This is a genomic window from Sulfuriferula thiophila (assembly GCF_003864975.1).
GTDB classification, from domain to species: domain Bacteria; phylum Pseudomonadota; class Gammaproteobacteria; order Burkholderiales; family Sulfuriferulaceae; genus Sulfuriferula; species Sulfuriferula thiophila.
Window position 1 is genome coordinate 473588 of record NZ_BHGL01000007.1, and the last position, 24950, is coordinate 498537.

Consider the following 24950-nt stretch of genomic DNA (forward strand, 5'->3'; position numbering starts at 1 on the left):
CTATCCGTCCGCTTAATTAACCTGCATACCGGTGATCAGCTGCTCGATCACGCCATATTTGCTGTGGTTAACGCGGATTTTCACCGGCACGTAGTTGTAATCCACCGCCAGCCAGACGTCCATAGCATCTTCATCCTCCTCAGCCGGGCGGGACAGATGCATGGTTTTCAACTGACCTAGCGCCGTAGGAATGATTTCTTCGCCGACCACCATCGCATGATAGGGCTTCAGGCTTTTGCCGGTGGTGACATGGAGCAACATCTCATCGGGTATCGGTGAGCGTACCGCCAGCTGGAATATCACACTGAGCACATCCTGAGCGTTATCCAGCATAGGCACCGAAAACGCACGATTGTTTTTAGTAATCGTCACCGCCTGATGCGCATAATCAAAATGGGCGGCGGTAGTCTTGTCCGGTGTAGCGCGCCCACGCTGTATCCAGAAATCGTCCGGCGCCAGTCCTGACTGGGTAATTTTACCCTGACTGATCTGCACCAGCTTGCCCGGCTGCAACAACGAGAAAATACCGCTGCCCTCGGTAATGCTGGTCAGCGTATATTGCCCATCCTTGGCGACCCAGAGATAACTGGCTTTACCAATCCCAAAACCATCAATACCCTTTACCACCTTATATTGAATCTCAACTTTATCCGGCAGCGTATTCAATGCAGGGTTGGTCGTTGCTGAGCCAGGCTCAGTCTGAGTAACATCGGGTTGGGCATCTGCAGGCATTACTGTGCCCGGTTCTAGAGGTGACGGCGCAGGCATACCGGGTTCAAGCGGCTGCGCCTGGGGTGCAGGAACATCTATGGGTGGCGCGACAAGCGGGTGTGCAGGGGCCGGGCGGGATTTTGGTTTGGGGGGACGGACTGGTTCCGGTTTTTTCTTGATTGCTACCGGAGCAGGCTTGGCCGCAGGTACAGGTAACGGCATCAGCCGGGCTTCAATCACGCTGGAATCCGCGTCATCATGGCTGGGTAAAGTAAATCTCACCCCGGTTAGCAACACCACGTGTATCAACAACGAAATCAGCAACGCAATGATGAAAATGCGTTTGGCGTGTTGTTGCATTTATGCCCCCAGGTAAAACACCGACTGTTCGGACCCTTCGCCGTTCAACAAGTTTACTTTACCGCATGCATCTACCGCCAGTCTATTTTCGACAAACCAGCGGATAGCCAGCGGATAAATCCGATGCTCAGCCTCCAGCACGCGAGCTCCCAGAGTTTCGGCAGTATCATCACTGCGCACGGCAACTGCCGCCTGGACAATGACCGGCCCGTGATCCAGCGTAGGGGTCACCAGATGCACGGTGCAGCCGTGAATTTTAACGCCATCTGCCAACGCTCGCGCATGGGTGTTTAAACCGGTATAGCTCGGCAATAGTGACGGATGGATATTAATCAGACGACCCGCATAATGCTGCACAAATTCGTCAGTCAAAATGCGCATATAGCCCGCCAATACCACTAAATCAGGGGCATAATTGTCTATCAACTGCAGCATTGCCTGATCGAACTCGGCCCGACTGGCAAAACCGGTATGCGCCAGTGCATGAGTAGCAATCCCGTGCGCCTCAGCCAGCCGTAAGCCCTCTGCAGATTCACGGTTACTCAGCACTGCCACTACCTCTGCAGGCAAACCGGCATCGAGTATCGCCTGCAGATTAGAACCGCGGCCAGAAATAAGTACGACTAATTTCATCAAGCGATGCCGCGACTAGCCAGATACTCCTCGTAGTTACCGTTGAAGATTTCAGCCCGCTGATCACGGATTTCAATTAAGCGTGTGGCCAGCGAAGATACGAATGAACGGTCATGCGAAACGAATATCACAGTGCCCTTGAACAACTCCACCGCGGTATTGATGGATTCAATGGACTCCATATCCAGGTGATTGGTCGGCTCGTCCAGCACCAGCACATTGGCCTTGGTCAGCGTCAGCTTGCCGAACATCATGCGGCCTTGCTCACCACCGGAGAGGACACGTACGGATTTCTTCACATCATCGCCGGAGAACAGCAATTTACCCAGCACGCTGCGAATGGCCTGATCATCCTCACCCGCATCCGCCCACTGTTTCATCCAGTCAAACAGATTGAGATCGCTATCAAAATCAGCAGCATGATCCTGCGCATAGTAACCAATCTTGGCGTTTTCCGACCATTTTATTTTACCGTCCAGGGCCGGCATTTCGCCAATCAGGGTTTTCACCAGCGTGGTTTTACCGGCACCGTTTTCACCGATAATGGCGATGCGCTCACCGGCTTCTACAATCACGCTGAATTTTGAGAACAGAGACTGATCGTAACCGATAGCAAGGTCCGTCACTTCCACCACATTCCGGTGTAATGGTTTTTCCTGCTCGAAACGAATGTAGGGATACTGACGCGAAGAAGGTTTGATTACGCCCATATCCTGTTTGAGCTTGTCGATCTGCTTGACACGTGACGTCGCCTGACGCGCCTTGGAGGCATTCGCGGAGAAACGTGATACGAAAGTTTGCAGCTCGGCAATTTTATCCTTGGCTCGGGCATTAGCTGCCTGCAAGCCTTCACGTGCCTGCGCCGCAGCGGTCATGTACTCATCATAATTGCCCGGGAACAACTGGATCTTGCCGTAATCCAGATCGGCCATGTGTGTACAGATCGAATTCAGGAAGTGACGGTCATGAGAAATAATAATCATGGTGCAGGAACGCTGATCGAGTATGTTTTCCAGCCAGCGAATCGCATTGATGTCCAGGTTATTGGTTGGCTCATCCAGCAGCAGAATATCCGGATTACCGAACAGGGATTGCGCCAGCAACACACGCAACTTCCAGCCCGGCGCGACTTCTTTCATCGGCCCATTATGCTGCGCACTAGGGATGCCCAGACCCAGCAATAACTCACCGGCGCGCGCTTCAGCGGAATAACCATCCAGCTCGGCGAACTTGCCTTCCAACTCCGCCGCCCGCATGTAATCATCTTCAGTGGATTCAGGGTTAGCGTAAATCGCATCTTTTTCGTGCTTGACTGCCCATAAATCAGCATCACCCTGCATCACCACATCCAGCACAATCTGGTCTTCATAGCCAAATTGATCCTGACGCAACCAGCCCAGCTTATCACCTGTATCCAGAGCCACATGGCCGGAAGTAGGCGCTAACTGACCCGCCAGTATCTTCATGAAAGTGGATTTGCCGCAGCCATTCGCGCCGATCAAACCATAACGGTTACCGTCGCCGAATTTAACTGTAACGTTTTCGAATAAGGGCTTGGCCCCGAACTGAATGGTGAGATTTTGGGTAGCAATCACGATAACAACCTAACAAACTGATAACGCGCTATTCTACACCGAACGCAGGTGTTTAGACGAGAAGACTATGGCCGGACCGGGTCGGTCGAAATAGTATCCCTGCACCATATCCACCCCCAGTTTTTTAACCATATCAAACACATCCTGGGTCTCGACACACTCAGCCACGGTGATTTTTCCCAAACCACGCGCTACATCAACAATAGCCTTCACGAAAATCTGATTATCCATCTCATCGCAGATATTCTGTATAAACATCCCATCGATTTTAAGCATGTTGGCGTTCAGGTATTTCAGATAAGCGAATGATGAAAAACCGTTGCCAAAATCATCCAGGCTGACCATGCACCCCATTTCCCGCAACGCCTCAATGAAACGCTGCGCGTCCTGCAAATCAGACAGCGCGGCCGTTTCGGTAATTTCGAACATCAAACGCCGATGATCGACCTGATACAGTTCAAGCTGCTCGGCAATAAAATCAATCAAGCCGGCATCATCCAGTGAGCGCCCGGACAGATTGACCGCCAACGCCGGCACCTCAGGGTGCTTGGCCAGCATTTGCAAACTTTCAGTTAGCACCCAGCGATCTATCGCCAGTATCTGCCCGGATTGCTCGGCAATCGCCACAAAAAGACCCGGCATGGCAAACTCTGTGGAATCAGCACTCTCCCGCATCCTGATCAGCACTTCGTAGTGTGACAACAGCCCGGTGGCAACTATGTACACCCCCTGAAAATGCAGTTCGAACAATTGTTCGTTCAGCGCCTGATCGATGCGCTGGCTCCACTGCATACGCGACACCATCTCGCGCGAGCTGTCCAGATTCTCCTGATAACTGCGCCAGCTGTTTTTACCAGCCTGCTTGGCCTGGTACATGGCCGCATCGGCTCTAGCCACCAACTGATCCGGGTCGTTGGCGTGCACGGGATAAAGCGCAATACCAACACTGGACGTCAGGCGCAGATCGCGCTCTTCAAAGCGGAAAGGTATCTGCGCAATGGCATTAACCACGCGTGTCGCCAGTGCCTGCGCATCCGTGTCACTGACATTCGGCATCAGGATCGCAAACTCATCCCCACCCAACCGGTACAAAACCTCTCCTTGCCTGACCAAGGCAGCAATCACACCTGACACACGAATCAACATGGCATCTCCGGCACGATGTCCAAACGTATCATTGATATATTTAAAACCATCCAGATCAATAAACAGCAGGGCACCCTTCTGCTCCTGACGCGCATTGGATCTGAAAATGCCGGACAATGCATTTTCGAAGCTACGCCGGTTATATAATCCGGTCAGCGCATCTCGCTCCGCCAGGTACAGCAATTGCGCAGCAGTCTGGCGTTCGCGGGTAACATCCTCAAATATCCATAACGACCCCAGAACCTGACCATCATCAGCCAGCACCGAACGCGTTACCTGCGTAACCAGACGGCCGCCCACCATTTCAATTTCAAATTCGGTCATGCCGCTACCCGCCCGCATCATCCGCACCATATACTCGGAAAAGTGCGCAGGATTGACCAGTACGGCATTCGAATGCTGCAACAAATCCAGCGCCGATTTCCCGATGATCTGCTCACGATCGCGCAATCCCCAAATCTGCTCGAAGGCGGGATTGCAGTAGATGACACGTCCAGCTTTATCGACAAACACGATACCCAGCGTCATTGCAGACAACAACGCCACCAGGCGCGCCTCTTCTTCGCGCACATACTCCAGGGCTTCACGCTGTCTGGTTTCGGCATCCTGCAACGCGCCTATCCGCTGCTGCAGACTTTCTGCCATCGCATTAAATGCCGCATTGAGCTGGCCTACCTCATCATCGGTATTGACCGGCAATTTGATATGCTCACCCCCTGCCGCCAGACTCTGGCTGGCGGCCGCCAACTGCCGCAAATGGCGCGTCAACCAGATACTCATCACCAGCAATAGCAGGAACGCAATAATTTCAGTGACACTCGCCACCAGAAACCCCTGCTCTATCAAACGCTGCTTTGCGCGCTCAGCCAATTCCGTAGACAAGCCAAAATGCAGAGTGCCATACCGAATGCCACCGATTTCCACCGGCAATTCATTATCAATAATCCCGGACATTACTGGTTTAACCTGGGGCACAGCCTGGAACGCAGCAGGCACTTGTCCTGCCGCGGCAATAAACTTGCCATCTGCGTCAACCAGCCACAAGTAGCTGATTCCCTGCTTACGCTGCACTGCACGCAGCAAAGTGCGGATCCCGGCAAGATCCCGCTGAAATAGCGCGCCCGACAAGTTCGCATTCAACAATGGACGTAACTCGTTCACCCGTACCTCATTTTGCTGAAGCAAAGCCTGATTGAGTAAAGTAATACTGGTGTAACCCAACGCCAGCAGCACCAGCAACTGCACTGTTAGCGCAGCCCCCAGAATTTTGAGCCATAACGGGAAATGGACTGCTTTTATCACTCACCCCCCTGACTTAACAGCGCCCGGGTAACCAGGGCATAAGGCTGTATCGGTACAAGTGCGTTCGCATCAGCGGCAACCATCATTCCCGAGTGCTGAGCCTTAATAAAGGTAGCACCCGACGGGGCACGGGGAAACGCCACCAGCGCGGCCCGAACACGCTCGCTTAACACCATCGACATGCGCGAACTCGCCATCACGAACTGACTGGGCACAGACTGTGTTTCCCCGATGATTTGCAATTTGCCCTGTACTTCAGCCACCATTTGCTGGAACGGCAATTTACCCACTACACCACAGTCGGCTTTAGCTATCATGACGGCCAAAGCGGCATCTGCGTGATTACGGAAATTGCTTACCCGATAATCCGTATTCGCTGTCAGACCTGCCGCCTTGAAATAGCCCAGCCCCAACTGGCTGACTATCGCTAACGAATCAACCATGGCAACGGACTTGCCACGGCAACTTTTAGGATCCGTAATTTCGCTGCCCTGTTTAACAACAATGACTCCGGTCACGGAATGGGAGAATGTCACCAGGGGACGCCAGCCGGATTCAGACATTGCCAGCCAGGCCAAATGCGGTGCGGTCACCACGAGATCAAACTGATTATCACGTGTCGCCTGATAAAACGTTTTGAAATCCCGGGCAGAAAATAGCCGCACCTGGCAACCCAGCAGCTGCGCCAGATAAGTTGCCAGCGGCTGATATAGCTCAATCAATCTATGCGCGGGCAAATTGGGAAATAAGCCTATGGTTAACGTTGCCGACTCAGCTCGCCCCGCAATGGGCAAAGCCGTCAGCGCAAGTGCCGCACACAAGCGACGACGCGTTACATTCATAAGGTTTTCACAAACACCTTGGAACGCCGCTGATAATTGTACAGCGCCTGTTTCTGCATCGGCAGTTCACTCACATTCGCACTGTCAAAGCCACGTTCGACAAACCAGTGCGCGGTATGCGTAGTCAGTACAAACAAACGTTCCAGCCTGGCCTGCCGCGCAGCCTTTTCGGCCGCCTCAAGCAGCACGTCACCCCGTGCGTTACCACGATAATCCGGGTGCACGGCCAGACATGCCAGTTCGCCAGCACGCTCATCAACAAATGGGTACAGTGCAGCACATCCGATCAACAGACCATCATGCTCCAGCACAATAAACCGCTCTATTTCCATCTCCAGACGCTCGCGCGAACGCCGCACCAGCATGCCTTCCTCTTCGAGGGGATGAATCAGCTGCAGAATACCGCCCACGTCATCTATCGTGGCTGTGCGCAGCGTTTCCAGTCGCGCCGGCGTCAGCATCGTACCCACGCCTTCGTGCGTAAACAATTCCGTGAGCAGTGCACCATCCACGTGGCGACTGATCATATGCACGCGCCCCACCCCTTGCTGACACGCATCGATAGCACACGGCAGGTAATACCCCACATCGTCCGCCAGGTCTGCATGTTGTTCGAGTATGCGCTGCGCCTCTGGCACGGTCAGAATATGCAGCAGCTCACCCTCGGCATCCTGCACGCCATCCGTTTCCATCAGAAAAATCAGCTTATCGGCAGCCAGCGCCTGCGCTGCGGCAGTTGCCACGTCCTCCAGGGACAGATTGAAAATCTCGCCGGTCGGCGAATAGCCCAGTGGGGACAGCAGCACCATGTCGTTATCATCCAGCCGCTGGCGGATGGCAGCTGCGTTAATTTTCCGCACCGCGCCAGTATGCTGCAGATCCACCCCCTGCCGCACGCCCAGTGGCCGCGCGGTGACGAAATTGCCGGAGGCGACACGGATGTCGGCATTCGCCATAGGACTGTTAGGCAAACCCATCGACAGCAACGCCTCTATTTCAACCCGCACCTCGCCCACGGCCTCCTTCACGCAGGCCAGCGCATCCGCATCCGTCACCCGCAAACCGTCCACATAACGAATTGCCGCCTGGCGCTCGGTCAAATGCGCTTCGACCTGCGGCCGCACGCCATGCACCAGCACCAGCCGCACACCCAGACTGTTGAGCAGATTCAAATCATGCGCCAAGCGGGTAAACTGACCGTCGGTCAGCACTTCACCGCCAAACGCGAGTACGAAGGTCTTGCCGCGAAACGCATGAATATAAGGCGTAGCAGCACGAAACCAGTGAACAAAGGAATTGAGTGGCATAGTAGGCATTTATTATTAGGCGATTTTTCCCGGGAAAGTCACAGTGTATACCAAAAATAAAACAGCTTAAAAATCGCCCCACAGCACCTGCATCGCACTCAGCGCCGCCAGTGCGGCAGTCTCGGTACGCAACACCCGTGGCCCTAGTCGCACCGGGACAAAACCGGCGGCTATAGCCAGGCGATGTTCTTCCGCATTAAAGCCGCCTTCAGGCCCCGCCAGAATTTCTACGCTGGATGCCGGTTTAGTCAAGGTATGCAAAGTGGCATCGGCGTCCGGCGCAAACATGATGCGCAATGACGCGGCAGACGGCTTATTCAGCCAGGCTGACGGAGACTCCACCGCAGCCACCTCCGGCACCAGGTTACGTCCGCACTGCTCACATGCCGCGATCACCAGATTTTGCCAATGGCTGCGGCGCTTATCTGCACGCTCACCGGCCAGCTTGACCACACTGCGCGCACACGCCAATGGCTGGATATGCGCCACACCCAGCTCCACGGCTTTCTGCAAGGTATAATCCATACGGTCGCCGCTGGAAATACCCTGCACCAGCGTCACCGACAACGATGATTCGCGGCTGATTTCCAGATGCTTATCCACCATGACTTCAACATCACGTTTATCTATGTAATGGATGCTCGCCACCCACTCACAACCTGAGCCGTCAAATAACGCGACAACATCACCTACACTCAGGCGCAACACACGTGCGGCATGATGCGCAGCTGCTTCCGGCAGCTTCAGTAACGTACCGCTAACAGGGGGGTAGGGAATGTAAAAACGCGGCATATCAACATGATCCAGAATGAGCTTACATGGTATGATAACCCGTAATTAATCAGATTTTTCAGCGGAGCAGAAATGGTCAGTTTACAAACCCCGGTTTGCCAATTCGGCTGGCAAGCCCCCGATTTCGATTTACCCGGCATCGACGGCAAACGTTATTCCCTCTCATCCGCCATGGGTCCAAATGGCCTGCTGGTCATGTTTATCTGCAATCACTGCCCTTACGTGCAATCAATCCGGCCGCGCCTGGTGCGCGATTGCCGCGAATTGCGCGACCAGCACGGTATTAACAGCATAGCCATCATGTCCAACGATCCGGCAGATTACGCCGAAGACTCATTCGACAACATGATCAAAGTGGCAGATGAATTCGATTTTCCATTTCCCTACGTTTTCGATGAAACGCAGGCCGTTGCCCGCAGTTACGATGCGGTATGCACACCGGACTTTTTTGGCTTTAACCGCGCAGGCGAGTTGCAATATCGTGGCCGATTTGACGCATCGCGCAAAGAAACCGCGCCGGAAGGGGTGCCACGCGACCTGTTTGAAGCCATGAAAATGGTCGCCACCACCCAAAAAGGCCCGCTAGAGCAAATCCCCAGCATGGGTTGTTCGATTAAATGGAAAGACTAACGCCCAGCTATGCTTAATCAAGTTATCGCAATCGTCAAACAGGTTGCTCAGACCGAAGTCATGCCGCGCTATCTCAAGGTCGCACACAGCCATAAAACCGATGGTAGTATGTGTACCGAGGCGGATTTAGCCTGCCAGCACGCACTCACCACCGAGTTGCGCAAACTCGCGCCTTACCCGGTATTGGGTGAAGAGATGACCGAGGACGAGCAAATCCAGCAGTGGGAAGCGGGTAGCGAAGGTTTATGGTGCATCGACCCGATCGACGGCACCTCCAATTTCGTTAACGGTATTCCCTATTTCGGCATCTCCGTCGCGCTGATGCGTAATGGCCGCAGCGAGCTGGGAGTGATTTACGATCCGGTTGCCGACGAGGTTTTTTATGCTGAACGCGGCAAAGGCGCCTTTCTCAATGGCGAAAGCCTGCCCATCCGTACGCGCGCTCCTGACTTGCGCCACAGCCTGGCTGCCGTTGAATTGAAACGCATCAATGACAATATTACCGCGCAAATCGCCCTGCATCCGCCCTACACGTCGCAGCGCAATTTTGGCGCGAGCACGCTGGATTGGTGCTATGTCGCGGCCGGCCGGTTTGATGTCTACCTGCACGGCGGACAAAAACTGTGGGATTACGCTGCAGGATGCCTGATCATGGAAGAGGCAGGGGGGCATTGCTGCACGCTGACCCATGATGATTTCTGGGCTGACAGCCCTTGGCAGCGCTCGGTCATAGCAGCGCTCGGCAGCGACCTGTTTACAGAGTGGCATGAATGGATCAAACAGGCCAACCTCAAACCAGCGCCTAACGTTTGAATTAGCACACTATTTTTACGGGCGCCGATGAATTTAGGCGCTCAGTATACTTGCCGAAATTTGCCATGTCGGCGATAATCGGGAACTTTCAGCTTCTCAGCGCTACCTCATTTATTTATTTTCTAAGGAAAAAGCAATGGCAACTCGTAACGAACTCGCAAACGCCATCCGCGCGCTAGCTATGGATGCCGTGGAAAAAGCCAAATCAGGCCATCCTGGTGCGCCTATGGGCATGGCCGAAATCGCGGAAGTAGTGTGGAACCATCACCTGCGCCACAACCCGATCAATCCACACTGGGCTGACCGTGACCGCTTCGTGCTGTCCAATGGCCATGGCTCCATGCTGATTTATGCGTTACTGCATTTAACCGGTTACGATTTGCCGATCGAAGAATTGAAAAACTTCCGCCAATTGCATTCCAAGACCCCTGGTCACCCGGAACTGGGCTATACCCCTGGTGTTGAAACCACCACCGGCCCATTAGGCCAGGGTATTACCAACGCGGTTGGTATGGCAATGGCAGAAAAGCTGCTGGCTGCTGAATTCAACAAACCTGACCACGAAATTGTTAATCACCACACTTACGTATTCCTCGGCGACGGTTGCCTGATGGAAGGTATTTCCCATGAAGCTTGCGCACTGGCTGGCACCTGGGGTCTGGGCAAATTGATTGCATTCTGGGATGACAACGGCATTTCCATCGACGGTCACGTTGAAGGCTGGTTTACCGACGACACGCCTAAGCGCTTTGAGTCCTACGGCTGGCACGTCATTGCCGGAGTGGATGGCCATAACGCGGAAGCGATTGAAGCCGCTGTACAAGCTGCCAAAGCCGTTACCGACAAGCCAACCATGATTTGCTGCAAAACCATCATCGGTAAAGGCTCTCCTAACAAGGAAGGCACTCACGACGTCCACGGTGCAGCACTGGGCGCGCAAGAAATCGCTGACACCCGTAAAAATCTTGGCTGGAATCACGCTCCATTTGAAATCCCTGCTGACGTCTACGAAGGCTGGGATGCAAAAACCAAGGGCGCCGGACTGGAAAGCCTGTGGAACAACAAATTCGCAGAATACGCTGCAGCCTATCCAGCCGAAGCTGCCGAATTCACCCGCCGCATGGCAGGTGAATTGCCAGCCAACTGGAACGAGTTCCTGGCCAACGCAATTGCTACCATCAATGCCAAAGCAGAAACCGTTGCCACACGCAAAGCATCGCAAATTGCAATCAACGCACTGGCTCCAGCGCTGCCTGAATTCCTGGGCGGCTCTGCTGACTTGACGGGTTCCAACCTGACCAACTGGACAGGTTGCCACCATGTTCATGGCAAGAAGGTCGGTAACTACATCTCTTACGGCGTGCGCGAGTTCGGCATGAGCCATATCATGAACGGCATGTCCCTGCACGGCGGCCTGTTGCCATTCGGCGGCACCTTCCTGATGTTCTCGGAATATGCACGCAATGCACTGCGCATGTCCGCACTGATGAAGAAACGCGTGATCTATGTATTCACTCACGACTCCATCGGCCTAGGTGAAGACGGCCCGACCCATCAACCGGTTGAGCAGACCTCTACCTTACGCATGATCCCGAACATGGATGTATGGCGTCCTTGCGACACCCTGGAAACCATTGTTGCCTGGGGTAACGGTGTTGGCCGCACCACTGGACCAACCAGCCTAATCCTGAGCCGTCAGAACCTGCCATTTATGGCACGTGACGAAGCGACTATCGCTAACGTTGCCCGCGGTGGTTATGTGCTCAAAGATGTTGCCAACCCTAAAGTAGTTCTGATCTCCACCGGTTCTGAAATAGAACTGGCTGTAAATGCTCAAGCTGCACTGGCTGAACAAGGCATCGCTGCTCGCGTGGTCTCCATGCCATCGACCAACGTATTTGATCGTCAGGATGCTGCTTATAAAGCCAGCGTATTGCCTAAAGGCATCGTGCGTGTCGCGATCGAAGCCGGTGTTTCCGACTTCTGGCGCAAATATGTCGGCCTGGAAGGCGCTGTGGTTGGTATGGATACATTTGGCGAATCAGCACCAGCACCCGAACTGTTCAAGCACTTTGGCTTCACCGTCGACAACGTGGTGAACACCGTCAAAGGCGTATTGTAATTCAGCATAAACCATCATCACAGCGCGCTTCCGCGCTGTGATGATGGCAGCTACCGTTTTTTTATCGCTAAGGAGCAGCAACAATGGCAATTAAAGTTGGTATTAACGGCTTTGGCCGTATTGGCCGTATGGCATTCCGTGCTATCGCCAAGGATTTCCCGAATATTGAAGTGGTCGCTATCAACGACTTGCTTGACCCGGAATATTTGGCATACATGCTCAAATACGATTCCGTACATGGCCGTTTCAATGGCGATGTGTCCGTAGAAGGCAACAACATGATCGTGAACGGCAAAAAAATCCGCCTGAGCGCTGAACGTGACCCTTCCAATCTGAAGTGGAATGAAGTCGGCGCAGACATCATCATCGAATCTACCGGTTTCTTCCTGACCAAAGAGTCTTGCCAGGCACACATCAACGCTGGCGCGAAGAAAGTGGTACAAAGCGCACCGTCCAAAGATGACACCCCAATGTTCGTTTACGGTGTTAACCACGAGACTTATGCTGGCGAAGCAATTGTTTCTGCTGCTTCCTGCACCACCAACTGCCTGGCACCTGTTGCTAAAGTACTGAACGACAATTTCGGTATCAAGCGCGGTCTGATGAGCACAGTGCATGCGGCTACAGCTACCCAGAAAACTGTTGACGGCCCATCCAGCAAAGACTGGCGTGGTGGTCGTGGTATTCTGGAAAACATCATTCCATCTTCTACCGGCGCTGCTAAGGCCGTAGGCGTGGTAATTCCTGAGCTGAACAAGAAGCTGACTGGCATGGCATTCCGTGTACCAACTTCTGACGTATCAGTAGTTGACTTGACCGTAGAACTGATCAAGGAAACCACATACGAGCAGATCTGCGCTGCCATGAAGGCTGCTTCTGAAGGCTCCATGAAAGGTGTGCTGGGTTACACCGCAGACAAGGTTGTTTCTACTGACTTCCGTGGCAACACATGCCCATCCATCTTCGATGCTGAAGCCGGTATGGCACTGGACTCTACCTTTGTTAAGGTAGTTGCCTGGTACGACAACGAATACGGTTATACCTGCAACATGTTGCGCGTTGTAGAAACTGTAGCTAAGTAATTAGCTGGCTATAATGGACGGTGGGTAGGGTCTTACGACCTACCTGCCGTTTATCACTTAGCACCGTGAGCTTTAAGGACTGGCCTGCGCCAACCCTTAAACCTTACTTTTAATCTGGAGAATACAATATGGCTGTCATCCGAGTTACTGATCTCGACCTCAAAGGTAAACGCGTTTTTATCCGTGCAGATATGAACGTGCCAGTTAAAGACGGCAAAGTTACTTCCGATGCACGCATCACTGCATCCATGCGTACCATTGAGTACTGCTTGAAAGCCGGCGCCAAGGTAATGGTAACGTCCCATCTGGGTCGCCCGACCGAAGGTGAATATTCTGAAGAGAATTCGCTGAAGCCAGTAGCCGATGTGTTGGCTGCAAAACTGGGTAAGCCAGTACGCCTGATCAAAGACTGGATCAATGGCGGTTTTGATGTTGCCGAAGGCGAACTGGTATTGCTCGAAAACGTGCGCTTCAATATTGGCGAAAAGAAAAACCTGGATGAAACCGCACAGAAATACGCCGCGTTATGCGATGTGTTTGTGATGGATGCATTCGGTACGGCCCACCGCGCAGAAGCTTCAACTCATGGCGTTGCCAAATTCGCACCAATAGCAGCGGCCGGCATCCTGTTGACGGAAGAGCTTGAGGCATTGACCAAAGCCCTGTTGAGCCCGGCACGCCCTATGGTTGCCATTGTTGGCGGCTCCAAGGTATCTACCAAGCTGACCGTGCTTGAAGCATTATCAGAAAAAGTTGACCAAATGGTAGTGGGTGGTGGTATTGCCAACACCTTTATCAAAGCGACTGGCAAGAACGTGGGTAAATCACTGTGCGAAGATGATCTGGTACCAGTAGCACAAGCGCTGATGACAAAAATGACCGCGCGCGGCGCAACCATCCCAGTTGCTGTAGACGTAGTTTGCGGCAAGAAATTCGACGCTAATGAGCCTGCTGTATTAAAAGATGCCGGCAACGTTGAAGATGACGACATGATTTTCGATATCGGTCCTAAGTCAGCACAAGAACTGGCCGACATCATCATGAAGGCCGGCACCGTAGTATGGAACGGCCCGGTAGGTGTATTTGAGTTCGATCAGTTCGGCGCCGGCACCAAAACCATCGCCGACGCTATCGCCAACACCAGTGCATTCACGCTGGCTGGCGGCGGCGATACCATTGCTGCAATCCAAAAATATGACATTTACGATAAAGTGTCTTATATTTCTACCGCTGGTGGTGCCTTCCTTGAATTCCTCGAAGGCAAAAAGCTTCCGGCCGTAGAAATTCTGGAACAACGTGCAGCAGCAAAATAAGCAGGATCATGGGTGCACTGGCACCCATTTTCGTTGAGTCACAAACCGGTAAATAGTCAATGATACGCAGAACCAAAATTGTCGCCACATTAGGCCCATCGTCTAACGATGCAAAAGTTTTAGATAAAATGATGGAAGCCGGACTGGATGTAGTCCGTCTGAACTTCTCGCACGGTACTGCTCAAGACCATATCGACCGCGCTGAACTGGTACGTTCTTTAGCGCGCGCGCGTGGCCGCGCCATCGGCGTTTTAGCCGATCTGCAAGGTCCTAAAATTCGCGTAGGCAAATTTGCCGACACCAAAATCACACTGGCAGCTGGCGATCAGTTCATCCTCGATGCCAATTGCACACTGGGTAACCAGGAACGCGTTGGCCTCGACTACAAAGATCTGCCTAAGGATCTGGAACGTGGCGCAACGTTGCTACTCGACGACGGCCGCATCGAAATGTGGGTTGAAGAAGTCAAAGGCGCAGAAATTATCTGTAAAGTCATCCAGGGTGGCGTGCTCTCCAACAACAAGGGCATTAACCGTAAAGGTGGCGGCCTGTCTGCAGCGGCATTGACCGAAAAAGACATGGAAGACCTGAAAACAGCAGCTGCACTGCAGGCTGATTACATTGCCATCTCATTCCCGCGCTCAGCGGACGACATGCACCTGGCACGCCGACTGCTGAAAGAAGCCGGTGGTCATGGCATGCTGGTTGCCAAAATCGAGCGTGCCGAAGCTATCGAAGCGCTGGAAGAAATCGTCATGGCATCGGATGCCATCATGGTAGCGCGTGGCGACCTGGGCGTGGAAGTCGGCGATGCTGCGGTACCAGCACTGCAGAAAAGAATGATCCGCATCGCCAGCAAACACAACAAACCTGTCATTACTGCCACGCAAATGATGGAATCGATGATTCAGAATCCGATTCCAACCCGCGCGGAAGTTTCCGACGTTGCCAATGCTGTACTGGATGGTACCGACGCGGTAATGCTTTCTGCAGAAACTGCAGCTGGCCTGTACCCGGTTGAAGCCATTGCTGCAATGCATCGTGTGTGTATTGAAGCCGAAAAGGATCAGGAACAGGAATTTAGCAGTAACAAACTCGACCAGGCCGTTTCCCGTGCCGATGAATCCGTGGCGTTGGCTGCGATTTTCACAGCAACCCATCTGGACAATGTAAAGGCGATTGCCGCATTAACCCAATCCGGCTCAACCTGCTTATGGATGTCACGCATCAGTACTGCGGTGCCTATCTACGCACTGACACCAGAAGTTTCTACCCGTCGCAAAGTAACCTTATACCGCGGCGTTTACCCTATCAATTTCAAAGTTGATTCCAAAGATCGTGACGCCCTGCTGATCGAAGCGGAGGAAGAACTCCGCCGCCGTGGCGCAGTACGTGAAGGCGATCTGATAGTACTCACCATCGGCGAGCCTATCGGTGAAGCTGGTGGTACCAACACCATGAAAATTGTAAAAGTGGGCGAATACAAACACCGTACCAACTAATTCATTTAATTTACTTACCAAGGAGATCACCATGGCACTCGTTTCATTACGTCAATTGCTGGACCATGCAGCTGAAAACGGTTACGGTTTACCGGCTTTCAACGTTAACAACCTAGAGCAAGTGCACGCTATCATGCAAGCAGCCGATGCATGCGGCAGCCCTGTTATCATGCAAGCTTCGGCTGGTGCCCGCAAATACGCAGGTGCAAGCTTCTTGCGCCACCTGATTACTGCTGCTGTTGAAGCCTATCCACACATTCCTGTTGTCATGCACCAGGATCACGGTGCCAGCATGCCAGTTTGCGTACGCTCCATCACTGACGGTTTCTCCTCAGTGATGATGGATGGTTCATTGCAAGAAGATGGCAAGACACCAGCTACCTACGAATACAACGTTGAAATCACCCGTAAGGTTGTTGAAATCGCCCATTCTGTCGGCGTATCCGTCGAAGGTGAATTAGGTTGTCTGGGTTCTTTGGAAACCGGCATGGCCGGTGAAGAAGATGGCCAGGGCGCTGAAGGCGTGCTTGATCATTCACAACTATTAACCGATCCGGAAGAAGCTGCGGATTTCGTCAAGAAAACCGGCGTAGATGCTCTGGCTATCGCTATCGGCACATCGCACGGCGCGTACAAATTCACCCGTCCACCTACGGGCGACATTCTGGCGATCAGCCGCATCAAGGAAATCCATGCGCGCATCCCTAACACCCACCTAGTAATGCACGGTTCTTCTTCCGTGCCACAGGAATGGCTGAAAATCATTAACGATTTCGGCGGCGACATGGGCGAAACTTATGGCGTGCCAGTTGAAGAAATCGTTGAAGGTATCAAGCACGGTGTGCGTAAAGTTAACATCGATACCGACCTGCGTATGGCTTCTACCGGTGCAGTGCGTAAATTCCTGGCGGAAAACCGTTCAGAATTCGATCCACGTAAATTCCTGATTGCTTCTACAAAAGCTATGCAGGAAATTTGCAGATTGCGTTATGAAGCTTTCGGTTCTGCTGGTCAGGCTAGCAAAATCAAGCCGGTTGATCTGGAAAAGATGGCCGCTAAATACGCTAAAGGCGAATTGGCTGCGATTATCAAGTAATCCAGCTTTACCCAATAAAAAAGGCAGCCTCGGCTGCCTTTTTTATTGAACAAAATACGTTAAACAGCTTCGATGGGTGCCTTTTTTTCCACCAGCAACGTGTGTACGCGTCGTGTATCCGCGCGCAACACTTCGAATTTCAAGCCATCAAACATTATGGTTTCACCACGTTTTGGCAGATGACCGAAACGGTTTACCACCAGCCCCGCAATAGTGTCGTAGTCGGTATCATCCAACTCGGTGCCCATGACCTCATTGAAATCGGCAATCTCAGTCACTGCCTTGACGCGGAAACGTCCGCCTTTGTCCTGGATAATATTATCTTCAGTTTCATCAAAGTCATACTCGTCTTCAATATCACCGACGATCTGTTCCAGCACGTCTTCAATCGTCACCAGCCCGGCCACGCCGCCATATTCGTCAACCACGATCGCCATATGATTACGGCTGGCACGAAACTCTTTCAACAGCACATTCAGGCGCTTGGATTCTGGAATAAAAACCGCCGGGCGCAACATTTCGCGTACATGGAAGCTGGACTCGGCGTAATAACGAAGCAGGTCCTTGGCCAGCAAAATGCCGATGATGTCGTCTTTGTTTTTATCAAACACCGGAAAGCGCGAGTGAGCGGTGTCGATCACTACTGGAATAAACACTTCAGGCGGGTCATTGATATCAATCACGTCCATTTGTGCACGCGGAATCATGATATCGCGCACCTGAATTTCCGAGACTTGCAATACACCTTCTATCATCGCCAACGCATCGGAATCGAGCAAATTATGCTGATAAGCGCCTTGCAGTATATCCAGCAGCTCATCACGTGTTTCCGGCTCATGCGTAAGCAAAGCGCCTAACCGTTCAAACCAGCTTAGTTTAGATGGCTCATCCATGTTGCAGCGACTCCATTTCTAAATAGGGATTAGCAAATCCCAGCAGCGTGACAATTTCAATTTCGCGCGCTTCCATTACACTGGCATCCGCATCATTTTCATGATCATAGCCATGTAAATGCATCACCCCGTGCACAATTAGGTGCGCATAATGCGCAAGTGGGGATTTTCCCTGTTCCAATGCCTCACGCGTCACGACCGGCGCGCATAGCACTAGATCTCCATGCACCATAGGCTCGGTTTCATAAACAAACGATAGCACATTGGTAGCATAATCTTTATGACGGAAGTCATGGTTAAGCTGTTTACCTTCAGCTTCGTTAACAATACGAATGGTAATTTCAGCATCACGTTCCAGCGCGGCACGCGCAAACTGGATGATCTGGGTACGACTAGGTGCGTCATTGGCCCGCATCGCGCGCTGTACCGAAATGGTTAAGCGCGGTTGCGGGATACGACTTCGGGGGGAGGGTTCAGCGGGCTTGGTCACGTTTTTCATATGCGTTAACGATGCGAGCGACCAATGGATGGCGCACCACATCTTCGGATTGGAAATGAGTAAATGCAATACCACGGACGTCCTGCAGCACTTCGCTGGCATCGACTAATCCGCTTTTCTGGTGGCGCGCCAGGTCGACCTGAGTCACGTCGCCAGTAACCACGGCTTTGGAACCAAAGCCGATACGGGTCAGGAACATCTTCATCTGTTCGGGGGTAGTGTTTTGCGCTTCATCCAGAATGATGAACGCCTGATTGAGGGTACGCCCGCGCATGTAAGCCAGCGGTGCGATTTCTATCGTGCCTCGTTCAAATAATTTGCCCATTTTATCGGAACCCATCAGATCATATAGCGCATCATACAACGGTCGCAAATAGGGATCGATCTTTTGTGCCAGATCACCGGGCAAAAAGCCCAGTCGTTCACCTGCCTCAACTGCAGGACGGGTAAGAATAATGCGTTTTACCAGATCGCGCTCGAGGGCATCCACTGCGCTGGCTACTGCCAGATATGTCTTACCAGTACCGGCCGGCCCAACGCCAAAGGTAATGTCATGCGCCTGAATTTGCGTCAGATAAGTATTTTGCCGTGGTGTGCGTCCGCGCAAATCACTGCGCCGGGTGAGCAGGGCAGGGGCATTGTCGCTACCTGCCAGATCCTGCTGATGTTGCACTTCTACCAGTGCCAGCTGAATATCTTCCACATTAACCGGCTCAGCCGCCTTGCGGTAAAAACTCTCCAGCAAGCTGGCCGCGCGGCGCATGGGAATAGTTTTACCGGTAATATGGAAATGCTCACCTCGCCGATTAATCGTGACATCCAGCGCAATCTCGATCTGGCGCAAATTTTCTTCCAGCGTACCGCACAGATTCGCCAGCTTGATATTATCTACAGGAGAAAATGTCACTTCCATTAGTGCAGCACCAGTTCGCCGCGCAAACTATGTGTTTTAGCGTGCGTAATCTTCACGGTTACAAATTGCCCAACCAGGCGCGAATGACCCGGGAAATGCACGCCACGGTTATTATCGGTTCGACCACTTAATTCGGAGCTATCCTTAGTAGCTATCCCGGTTACCAGCACGCGCTGTTCAGTGCCCAGCATAGCCTGGCTGACTTCATGGGTATATGCTTCGATAGCGGCCTGCACGCGCGCCAGCCGCGCCTGTTTCACGCTGTGCGGCACGTCATCAGGCAAGTCCGCAGCCGGCGTACCGGGACGTTTGCTGTAAATAAAGCTGTAGGAATTATCAAACCCGACCGCTGCAATCAGCTCCATGGTCGCCTCAAAATCCGCATCCGTTTCACCCGGAAAGCCAATGATAAAATCTGACGATACCACAAGATCAGGCCGTACTTCGCGTAACCGGCGAATAATCGACTTGTATTCCAGCGCTGTGTAACCGCGCTTCATCGCCGCCAGGATACGATCCGAGCCCGACTGTACCGGCAAATGCAACAGCGAAACCAGCTTGGGCAGCCGCGCATAACTATCGATCAGGCGTGGTGTAAATTCGCGCGGGTGGCTGGTGGTGTAACGCAAACGTTCAATACCCGGCATCTCGTGGATGTATTCCAGCAACAGCGCAAAATCCGCCATTTCCCCATCCGCCATCTGGCCGCGATAGGCATTCACATTCTGTCCAAGCAGATTGACTTCCTTCACACCTTGCGCAGTCAGGCCGGCAATTTCGGTCAAAATATCATCAAACGGTCGTGACACTTCTTCGCCGCGCGTATATGGCACGACACAGAACGAACAGTATTTTGAACAACCTTCCATGATCGACACATAGGCTGCCGCGCCGTCGACCTTAGCCGCCGGCAAATGATCGAATTTTTCAATTTCCGGAAAGGAAATATCCATCTGCGCACGGCCACTGGCACGGCGTTTGGCGATCAGCTCAGGTAAGCGATGCAAGGTTTGCGGACCGAATACCACGTCTACATAAGGCGCGCGCGAAATAATGGTCGCGCCTTCCTGACTGGCAACACAGCCGCCAACACCAATGATCAGGTCAGGATTCGCCAGTTTCAACTCGCGCACCCGCCCCAGATCTGAAAACACTTTCTCCTGCGCTTTTTCACGCACTGAACAGGTGTTGAACAGAATCACATCGGCCTCAGCCGGGTCATCCGTAGGCGTCAAGCCTTCAGATGCGTGCATCACATCTGCCATCTTGTCCGAGTCATACTCGTTCATCTGGCAGCCAAACGTCTTGATATAGATTTTTTTCACAATATACGCCGTACAGCGAACACTAAAATGCTAAATTTAACACCCTGCATTTTAGCATTTTTACGCACCATCGGCGAATAAGGCTGACGGCCGACGTAGCTCAGTGCAACGTGCTGTCATCTTGCAACCGCATCACCATCATATCGACAAAAGTCCTGACTTTAGCTGATGCATGCCGCCCCTCCCGGTAAATCACATGAATAGGCATCGCCGGCGGCTCATAGTCACTCAACACTGGCGCTAATACACCCGTCTCAAACAAGCCCGCAACCTGATAAGACAAAATGCGCGCTATGCCAAAGCCTTGCATGGCCGCTTCTATGGCAGCATCATTGGTGGTAACTGACAATCTCGGCCTGACATGCACAGTCATTGCATTGGTCGCATGCCCAAACTTCCATTCACACCCGGCACCCATATTGTTGGTATTGATAATGCGATGTTGCAACAGTGCGTCCGGGGTAAGCGGCGTGCCATGCGCCTGAAGATAGCACGGTGAGGCGCAGACCACGCGACGTACCTGGCCGACACGAATCGCCGTCATGCTCGAATCCGGCAGTTCACCTATCCTCACCCCCACATCAACGCCTTCCTCCAGCATGTTCACCACCCTGTCCAGCAAGAGCGCCGACACCTCCATCGCTGGATGGCGCTGCAAAAACTCAACGATACCAGGCAGCACAAACATCTTGCCAAACAGGCTCGGCGCAGTCACCGTCAAATGCCCACGCGGTTCAGCATTGATGCCCGCCGCAGCTTCATCTGCCTCAGTCACCGCACCCAGTATGCGCCGCGCATCGTCAAGGTAACGCTGCCCTGCATCAGTTACCCGCACATGACGGGTAGTGCGGGTTAACAGCTTTACCCCCAACTCATGTTCCAGCATGGCAATAGCCCGCGTCACTGATGGCGGTGATATACCTAATCGCCGCGCACTCACAGCAAAACTCTGGGCCTCAGCCACCGCAACGTAGACCGTCATCAAATGCAGTTTATCCATAATACACTCCTGAAACGCGATAATTGCCGAGCAATTATTGCAACAAAAATGATCAATGCCAAATTTTATCTGCCATTATTTCATTTTTTGGAATAGAAAATTGCTTGCCGTGGATATTCTGCCCGTACCTGAATTCAGGCAAAGTAACACCCACGCAGAGAGGAAACATCACCATGACCCACTTCACAGATAACCGGAAAATCCCATCTGACACGCCACTGCACGCTGGCGAACTGGCGGCGCAACAACGCTTTGGTGCCGGAGGCATCTGGGATGCGCACAGACTTAGCAACATGTTCCATGAGGACATTCCACCCAGCCTTGCCGAGTTTATCGAAAATTTGCCATTTTTCTTCATCGCCACGTCAAATACCACGGGCGAATGCGATTGCAGCTTTCGCGGTCGCGAATACGATGTTGCGGGGCAGCCCTATCCTCTGGTTAAAACACTGGACAGCAGGACGCTGGTGTTCCCGGATTATCGCGGCAACAAACTCTATAACTCGCTGGGCAACATCATTGTCAATGGCCACATCGGTATGCTGTTCATCGACTTTCAGTCGCGCAGGCGCGTACGCCTGAACGGACGGGCGGAAATCCTGGAGGCGCAAACGGCGTATGCCGATGTGTGGCCGCTGGCGCAACGCTATGTCCGCGTTACCACAGAACAAGTCTATGGCAACTGCAAATCCAGAATCCCGCACATGCAGCTCGTACCACTTGCTGACAGCGAACTGCATGATAACTAACGGCACAGAACACCTCTCAACCTGCAGGAGAAAACCGCATGAAACTGTATGAATTCCCGCTATCCGGACACAGCCACAAGGCCAGACTGATGTTGTCTTTACTCGGCCAGAAATACGAAAGCGTAATTCTGAACGGACAGCAACACGATCAGAAATCCGCGCCGTTCCTGGCTAGAAATCCGTTTGGGCAAGTACCGGTGCTGGAAGACGGCGACACAATGATCCGCGACAGCCAGGCCATACTGGTCTATCTGGCCAGACAATACGGCGCCGAACACTGGCTGCCGCTGGCACCCGCAGCCATGGCGCAAGTGATGGCATGGCTATCCACCGCTGCCAATGAAGTCACGCGCGGGCCAAATGCATTACGTCTGCATCACAAATTTGGCCGCGATATCAACGTGGTTGAAGCGCAGCAGATCACCACAACCGTGCTCAACATCCTGCAAGCGCAACTTGCCCGCCAGCTCTGGCTGGCAGGCGAACAAATCAGTATTGCGGATATTGCCATGTATCCCTACCTGGCGCTGGCTCCTGAAGGCGGAGTGGATCTGCAGCCGTATCCTGCCGTTACCGACTGGCTGAGCCGCATTCAGTCGCTGGAACGTTATGTGGGGATGCCCGCTATGTGGACTCCCGATTCTGCAGCCTGATTACTTACCCGCAAGAAAACCCATGCGCACAGCCACGCCCATACGGTCAACGAGATGATTGGAGGCGAATCGCACCCGCACCGGAGTATGTCTGAATAAAATTATTTGATGAAAGCCTGCGCGCCTCAGTGGTAAGCGCATTTACACATTGCCCTACTATGAACATGGCCTATATAATCAGCGCTCTCAACCTCATATAGCCACGCCATGAAATTCGAATCCGAAAAGCTCTTCCACCACGAAACAGATTTGCTCATGGTGACTGCCGGTCATACCCTGTTCACAGAAGGTGAGCCAGGCGAGGTGATGTACGTGCTTATGTCCGGTACGGTCGAGATTTCGGTAAACGGCAAGGTGGTGGAGACGGCAGAGAAGGGCGCGCTGCTCGGCGAAATGTCACTGGTGGAAGAAACTGCCCAACGCTCGGCAAGCGCTACCGCACTATCTGATTGCGCGCTGGTGACGATTGATGCGCCACGCTTCCATTTTCTTATTCAGAACACGCCAAATTTTGCGGTTCACGTCATGCGCGTCATTGCATCCCGCTTGCGCAACACCAACAAATTACTTTAATGCGCTTTGCCGGCCAGGGAGTCGGCGGCTTTGCGCCCCCATATCCATATGTACTGGCCACCTGACAGCACTGCCGTAGAACATACCAGCACAAACAGGTACGGCAGCCAGTTCGCAACAGCGATAATGGCTGCCGCATGCGCCAGCACCACGCACAACATTCCGAATTCCATGAAGATATGGGTTTTTCCCAGCATAGTCGGGGTTATATCCACATGGCCAACCACACGCCGATACGCGATTGCACCGAATACGATTACCATATCGCGCACCAGCAAGGATAATGTCAGCCAGAGTGGTATCCACCCCAGCCAGGTCAGCATCAGCAGACACGCTAAAATAATCAGCTTGTCCGCCACCGGGTCCATCATCGCGCCGAAGCGGGTACGCAAGTCATAATGCCGGGCTATCCAGCCATCAATGCCATCGCTTACGCTCGCCAGCAGAAATACTGCCAGCGCATACGCATAAGCTGACTGCGCGAGCAGATAGATCACTGCGGGTACCAATAACAGGCGTAACAGACTAATCGTATTCGGCACATTCAGCATGTTGCTCCATTCGCTATATGTCTGACAGAGTTCAGATGCTACGCCTAATCTGGCACATACTGAATAATTTAATGCCCACCCAGATCGCGTACTTCTACTTTCACCTCAATTTTTTCATGATGCCTGGCTGAAGTCGCCACATCCAGCGTCATCGGCACCACATCTCCCGGCTTCATCGTCTGTTTAAGATCAAACAGCATGATATGCAGCCCGCCCGGCGCCAATTTCACCGTTTTATTTTTGGGCAGCGCGATCTCTTTCATCTCGTGCATTTCCATCACCCCCTGATTCATGCTCATGGTGTGCAACTGCACCGTGCCGGCAGCCGGACTGCTCACACCCACTAACCTGGCATCAACTGCGCTGGTAATATTCAGATATGCACCAGCCACTTCCTGCCCCGGGGCCGTTGCCCGCATCCAGGCTTGCTCGACCTTCACATCCGCTGCCACCGCCACCTGAGTGAGCAGCATACCAACCAATATCGCCCAGCGTTTCATGTACTATCCTTTCAAAATAAAGCAGAAATGGCTATTGTTGCCTGTAAA

24 protein-coding genes are annotated in these 24950 nt (G+C 52.8%); 10 read left to right on the forward strand and 14 right to left on the reverse strand.

The window, feature by feature from the left end; translation table 11 throughout:
* Positions 1-12: 12 nt before the first annotated feature.
* From EJE49_RS07065 to EJE49_RS07095, 7 genes are read right to left on the reverse strand one after another with little or no spacing between them, the layout of a single operon-like run.
* Complete coding sequence (locus EJE49_RS07065) at positions 13-1071, reverse strand: DUF3108 domain-containing protein (protein WP_124949694.1); 1059 nt, start codon at positions 1069-1071, stop codon at positions 13-15.
* On the reverse strand, positions 1072-1704 hold the full coding sequence (purN, locus tag EJE49_RS07070; protein ID WP_124949695.1) for a phosphoribosylglycinamide formyltransferase: 633 nt from the start codon (positions 1702-1704) through the stop codon (positions 1072-1074). It lies immediately after the preceding gene.
* Positions 1704-3299 carry an ABC-F family ATPase gene (locus EJE49_RS07075; RefSeq protein WP_124949696.1) on the reverse strand — a complete coding sequence of 532 codons (1596 nt, stop codon included), beginning with the start codon at positions 3297-3299 and terminating at the stop codon, positions 1704-1706. The genes purN and EJE49_RS07075 overlap by 1 nt, the downstream gene beginning before the upstream one ends.
* A gap of 33 nt (positions 3300-3332) precedes the next feature.
* Positions 3333-5747: an EAL domain-containing protein gene (locus tag EJE49_RS07080; protein WP_124949697.1), complete on the reverse strand. Its 2415-nt coding sequence runs from the start codon at positions 5745-5747 to the stop codon at positions 3333-3335.
* A complete protein-coding gene (locus EJE49_RS07085; protein ID WP_124949698.1) occupies positions 5744-6589 on the reverse strand; it encodes a phosphate/phosphite/phosphonate ABC transporter substrate-binding protein in 846 nt (281 codons plus the stop codon). The genes EJE49_RS07080 and EJE49_RS07085 overlap by 4 nt, the downstream gene beginning before the upstream one ends.
* Entirely contained in the window at positions 6586-7905 is a 1320-nt protein-coding gene (argA, locus tag EJE49_RS07090; protein WP_124949699.1) for an amino-acid N-acetyltransferase, read from the reverse strand. Before argA ends, EJE49_RS07085 begins: the two co-directional genes overlap by 4 nt.
* Positions 7906-7962: 57 nt before the next feature.
* Positions 7963-8688, reverse strand: coding sequence for a 16S rRNA (uracil(1498)-N(3))-methyltransferase (locus EJE49_RS07095; protein WP_124949700.1), 726 nt, complete (start codon positions 8686-8688; stop codon positions 7963-7965).
* A 72-nt stretch (positions 8689-8760) separates the two neighbouring features.
* Here EJE49_RS07095 and EJE49_RS07100 point away from each other — a divergent pair, with 72 nt between their 5' ends.
* The 7 genes from EJE49_RS07100 to fba all read left to right on the forward strand — a co-directional run bounded on the left by EJE49_RS07100 (position 8761) and on the right by fba (position 17246).
* Positions 8761-9318 carry a thioredoxin family protein gene (locus EJE49_RS07100; RefSeq protein ID WP_124949701.1) on the forward strand — a complete coding sequence of 186 codons (558 nt, stop codon included), beginning with the start codon at positions 8761-8763 and terminating at the stop codon, positions 9316-9318.
* Positions 9319-9327: 9 nt separating this feature from the next.
* Positions 9328-10131 (forward strand): inositol monophosphatase family protein, encoded by an 804-nt coding sequence (locus tag EJE49_RS07105; protein ID WP_124949702.1) that lies wholly within the window; start codon positions 9328-9330, stop codon positions 10129-10131.
* A 136-nt stretch (positions 10132-10267) separates the two neighbouring features.
* The gene (gene tkt / locus EJE49_RS07110) at positions 10268-12253 is read left to right on the forward strand and encodes a transketolase (protein ID WP_124949703.1); all 1986 of its coding nucleotides are present in this window, start codon (positions 10268-10270) and stop codon (positions 12251-12253) included.
* Positions 12254-12336: 83 nt separating this feature from the next.
* Positions 12337-13335, forward strand: a complete 999-nt coding sequence (gene gap, locus EJE49_RS07115; RefSeq protein WP_124949704.1) for a type I glyceraldehyde-3-phosphate dehydrogenase — start codon at positions 12337-12339, stop codon at positions 13333-13335.
* 128 nt (positions 13336-13463) lie between these two features.
* A complete protein-coding gene (locus EJE49_RS07120; protein ID WP_124949705.1) occupies positions 13464-14648 on the forward strand; it encodes a phosphoglycerate kinase in 1185 nt (394 codons plus the stop codon).
* A 59-nt stretch (positions 14649-14707) separates the two neighbouring features.
* The gene (gene pyk / locus EJE49_RS07125; RefSeq protein ID WP_124949706.1) at positions 14708-16150 is read left to right on the forward strand and encodes a pyruvate kinase; all 1443 of its coding nucleotides are present in this window, start codon (positions 14708-14710) and stop codon (positions 16148-16150) included.
* 31 nt (positions 16151-16181) lie between these two features.
* The gene (gene fba / locus EJE49_RS07130) at positions 16182-17246 is read left to right on the forward strand and encodes a class II fructose-bisphosphate aldolase (protein WP_124949707.1); all 1065 of its coding nucleotides are present in this window, start codon (positions 16182-16184) and stop codon (positions 17244-17246) included.
* Between the two features lie 59 nt (positions 17247-17305).
* Here the strand turns inward: fba and EJE49_RS07135 are convergent, their stop codons facing one another.
* From EJE49_RS07135 to EJE49_RS07155, 5 genes are all read right to left on the reverse strand, one after another.
* Positions 17306-18139, reverse strand: coding sequence for a CorC family transporter (locus EJE49_RS07135; RefSeq protein WP_124949708.1), 834 nt, complete (start codon positions 18137-18139; stop codon positions 17306-17308).
* Positions 18132-18638: an rRNA maturation RNase YbeY gene (gene ybeY / locus EJE49_RS07140; RefSeq protein WP_124949709.1), complete on the reverse strand. Its 507-nt coding sequence runs from the start codon at positions 18636-18638 to the stop codon at positions 18132-18134. Before ybeY ends, EJE49_RS07135 begins: the two co-directional genes overlap by 8 nt.
* On the reverse strand, positions 18613-19551 hold the full coding sequence (locus tag EJE49_RS07145) for a PhoH family protein (protein WP_124949710.1): 939 nt from the start codon (positions 19549-19551) through the stop codon (positions 18613-18615). Before EJE49_RS07145 ends, ybeY begins: the two co-directional genes overlap by 26 nt.
* Entirely contained in the window at positions 19551-20879 is a 1329-nt protein-coding gene (gene miaB / locus EJE49_RS07150; RefSeq protein ID WP_124949711.1) for a tRNA (N6-isopentenyl adenosine(37)-C2)-methylthiotransferase MiaB, read from the reverse strand. Before miaB ends, EJE49_RS07145 begins: the two co-directional genes overlap by 1 nt.
* Before the next feature lie 97 nt (positions 20880-20976).
* Complete coding sequence (locus EJE49_RS07155; protein WP_124949712.1) at positions 20977-21876, reverse strand: LysR family transcriptional regulator; 900 nt, start codon at positions 21874-21876, stop codon at positions 20977-20979.
* Positions 21877-22049: 173 nt separating this feature from the next.
* On the opposite strand from EJE49_RS07155, the gene EJE49_RS07160 reads away from it, so the two are divergent.
* The 3 genes from EJE49_RS07160 to EJE49_RS07170 all read left to right on the forward strand — a co-directional run bounded on the left by EJE49_RS07160 (position 22050) and on the right by EJE49_RS07170 (position 23851).
* Positions 22050-22625 carry a pyridoxamine 5'-phosphate oxidase family protein gene (locus EJE49_RS07160; RefSeq protein WP_189941750.1) on the forward strand — a complete coding sequence of 192 codons (576 nt, stop codon included), beginning with the start codon at positions 22050-22052 and terminating at the stop codon, positions 22623-22625.
* Between the two features lie 38 nt (positions 22626-22663).
* Positions 22664-23278, forward strand: coding sequence for a glutathione S-transferase family protein (locus EJE49_RS07165; protein WP_124949713.1), 615 nt, complete (start codon positions 22664-22666; stop codon positions 23276-23278).
* Between the two features lie 207 nt (positions 23279-23485).
* Positions 23486-23851 (forward strand): cyclic nucleotide-binding domain-containing protein, encoded by a 366-nt coding sequence (locus tag EJE49_RS07170; RefSeq protein ID WP_124949714.1) that lies wholly within the window; start codon positions 23486-23488, stop codon positions 23849-23851.
* On the opposite strand, the gene EJE49_RS07175 is transcribed toward EJE49_RS07170, so the two are convergent.
* On the reverse strand, positions 23848-24402 hold the full coding sequence (locus tag EJE49_RS07175) for a CDP-alcohol phosphatidyltransferase family protein (RefSeq protein WP_124949715.1): 555 nt from the start codon (positions 24400-24402) through the stop codon (positions 23848-23850). The two genes, EJE49_RS07170 and EJE49_RS07175, sit on opposite strands and share 4 nt — an antisense overlap.
* 68 nt (positions 24403-24470) lie before the next feature.
* Positions 24471-24902 (reverse strand): copper chaperone PCu(A)C, encoded by a 432-nt coding sequence (locus EJE49_RS07180; protein WP_124949716.1) that lies wholly within the window; start codon positions 24900-24902, stop codon positions 24471-24473.
* Positions 24903-24950: the final 48 nt, after the last annotated feature.

Excerpts from the sequence above, each read along its gene's own strand:
- EJE49_RS07065 (WP_124949694.1), bottom strand. The coding sequence starts at position 1,071 with ATGCAACAACACGCCAAACGCATTTTCATCATTGCGTTGCTGATTTCG.
- purN (WP_124949695.1), bottom strand. The coding sequence starts at position 1,704 with ATGAAATTAGTCGTACTTATTTCTGGCCGCGGTTCTAATCTGCAGGCG.
- EJE49_RS07085 (WP_124949698.1), bottom strand. The coding sequence starts at position 6,589 with ATGAATGTAACGCGTCGTCGCTTGTGTGCGGCACTTGCGCTGACGGCT.
- argA (WP_124949699.1), bottom strand. The coding sequence starts at position 7,905 with ATGCCTACTATGCCACTCAATTCCTTTGTTCACTGGTTTCGTGCTGCT.
- EJE49_RS07095 (WP_124949700.1), bottom strand. The coding sequence starts at position 8,688 with ATGCCGCGTTTTTACATTCCCTACCCCCCTGTTAGCGGTACGTTACTG.
- EJE49_RS07100 (WP_124949701.1), top strand. The coding sequence starts at position 8,761 with ATGGTCAGTTTACAAACCCCGGTTTGCCAATTCGGCTGGCAAGCCCCC.
- EJE49_RS07105 (WP_124949702.1), top strand. The coding sequence starts at position 9,328 with ATGCTTAATCAAGTTATCGCAATCGTCAAACAGGTTGCTCAGACCGAA.
- tkt (WP_124949703.1), top strand. The coding sequence starts at position 10,268 with ATGGCAACTCGTAACGAACTCGCAAACGCCATCCGCGCGCTAGCTATG.
- gap (WP_124949704.1), top strand. The coding sequence starts at position 12,337 with ATGGCAATTAAAGTTGGTATTAACGGCTTTGGCCGTATTGGCCGTATG.
- EJE49_RS07120 (WP_124949705.1), top strand. The coding sequence starts at position 13,464 with ATGGCTGTCATCCGAGTTACTGATCTCGACCTCAAAGGTAAACGCGTT.
- pyk (WP_124949706.1), top strand. The coding sequence starts at position 14,708 with ATGATACGCAGAACCAAAATTGTCGCCACATTAGGCCCATCGTCTAAC.
- fba (WP_124949707.1), top strand. The coding sequence starts at position 16,182 with ATGGCACTCGTTTCATTACGTCAATTGCTGGACCATGCAGCTGAAAAC.
- EJE49_RS07135 (WP_124949708.1), bottom strand. The coding sequence starts at position 18,139 with ATGGATGAGCCATCTAAACTAAGCTGGTTTGAACGGTTAGGCGCTTTG.
- ybeY (WP_124949709.1), bottom strand. The coding sequence starts at position 18,638 with ATGAAAAACGTGACCAAGCCCGCTGAACCCTCCCCCCGAAGTCGTATC.
- EJE49_RS07145 (WP_124949710.1), bottom strand. The coding sequence starts at position 19,551 with ATGGAAGTGACATTTTCTCCTGTAGATAATATCAAGCTGGCGAATCTG.
- EJE49_RS07155 (WP_124949712.1), bottom strand. The coding sequence starts at position 21,876 with ATGGATAAACTGCATTTGATGACGGTCTACGTTGCGGTGGCTGAGGCC.
- EJE49_RS07160 (WP_189941750.1), top strand. The coding sequence starts at position 22,050 with ATGACCCACTTCACAGATAACCGGAAAATCCCATCTGACACGCCACTG.
- EJE49_RS07165 (WP_124949713.1), top strand. The coding sequence starts at position 22,664 with ATGAAACTGTATGAATTCCCGCTATCCGGACACAGCCACAAGGCCAGA.
- EJE49_RS07170 (WP_124949714.1), top strand. The coding sequence starts at position 23,486 with ATGAAATTCGAATCCGAAAAGCTCTTCCACCACGAAACAGATTTGCTC.
- EJE49_RS07175 (WP_124949715.1), bottom strand. The coding sequence starts at position 24,402 with ATGCTGAATGTGCCGAATACGATTAGTCTGTTACGCCTGTTATTGGTA.
- EJE49_RS07180 (WP_124949716.1), bottom strand. The coding sequence starts at position 24,902 with ATGAAACGCTGGGCGATATTGGTTGGTATGCTGCTCACTCAGGTGGCG.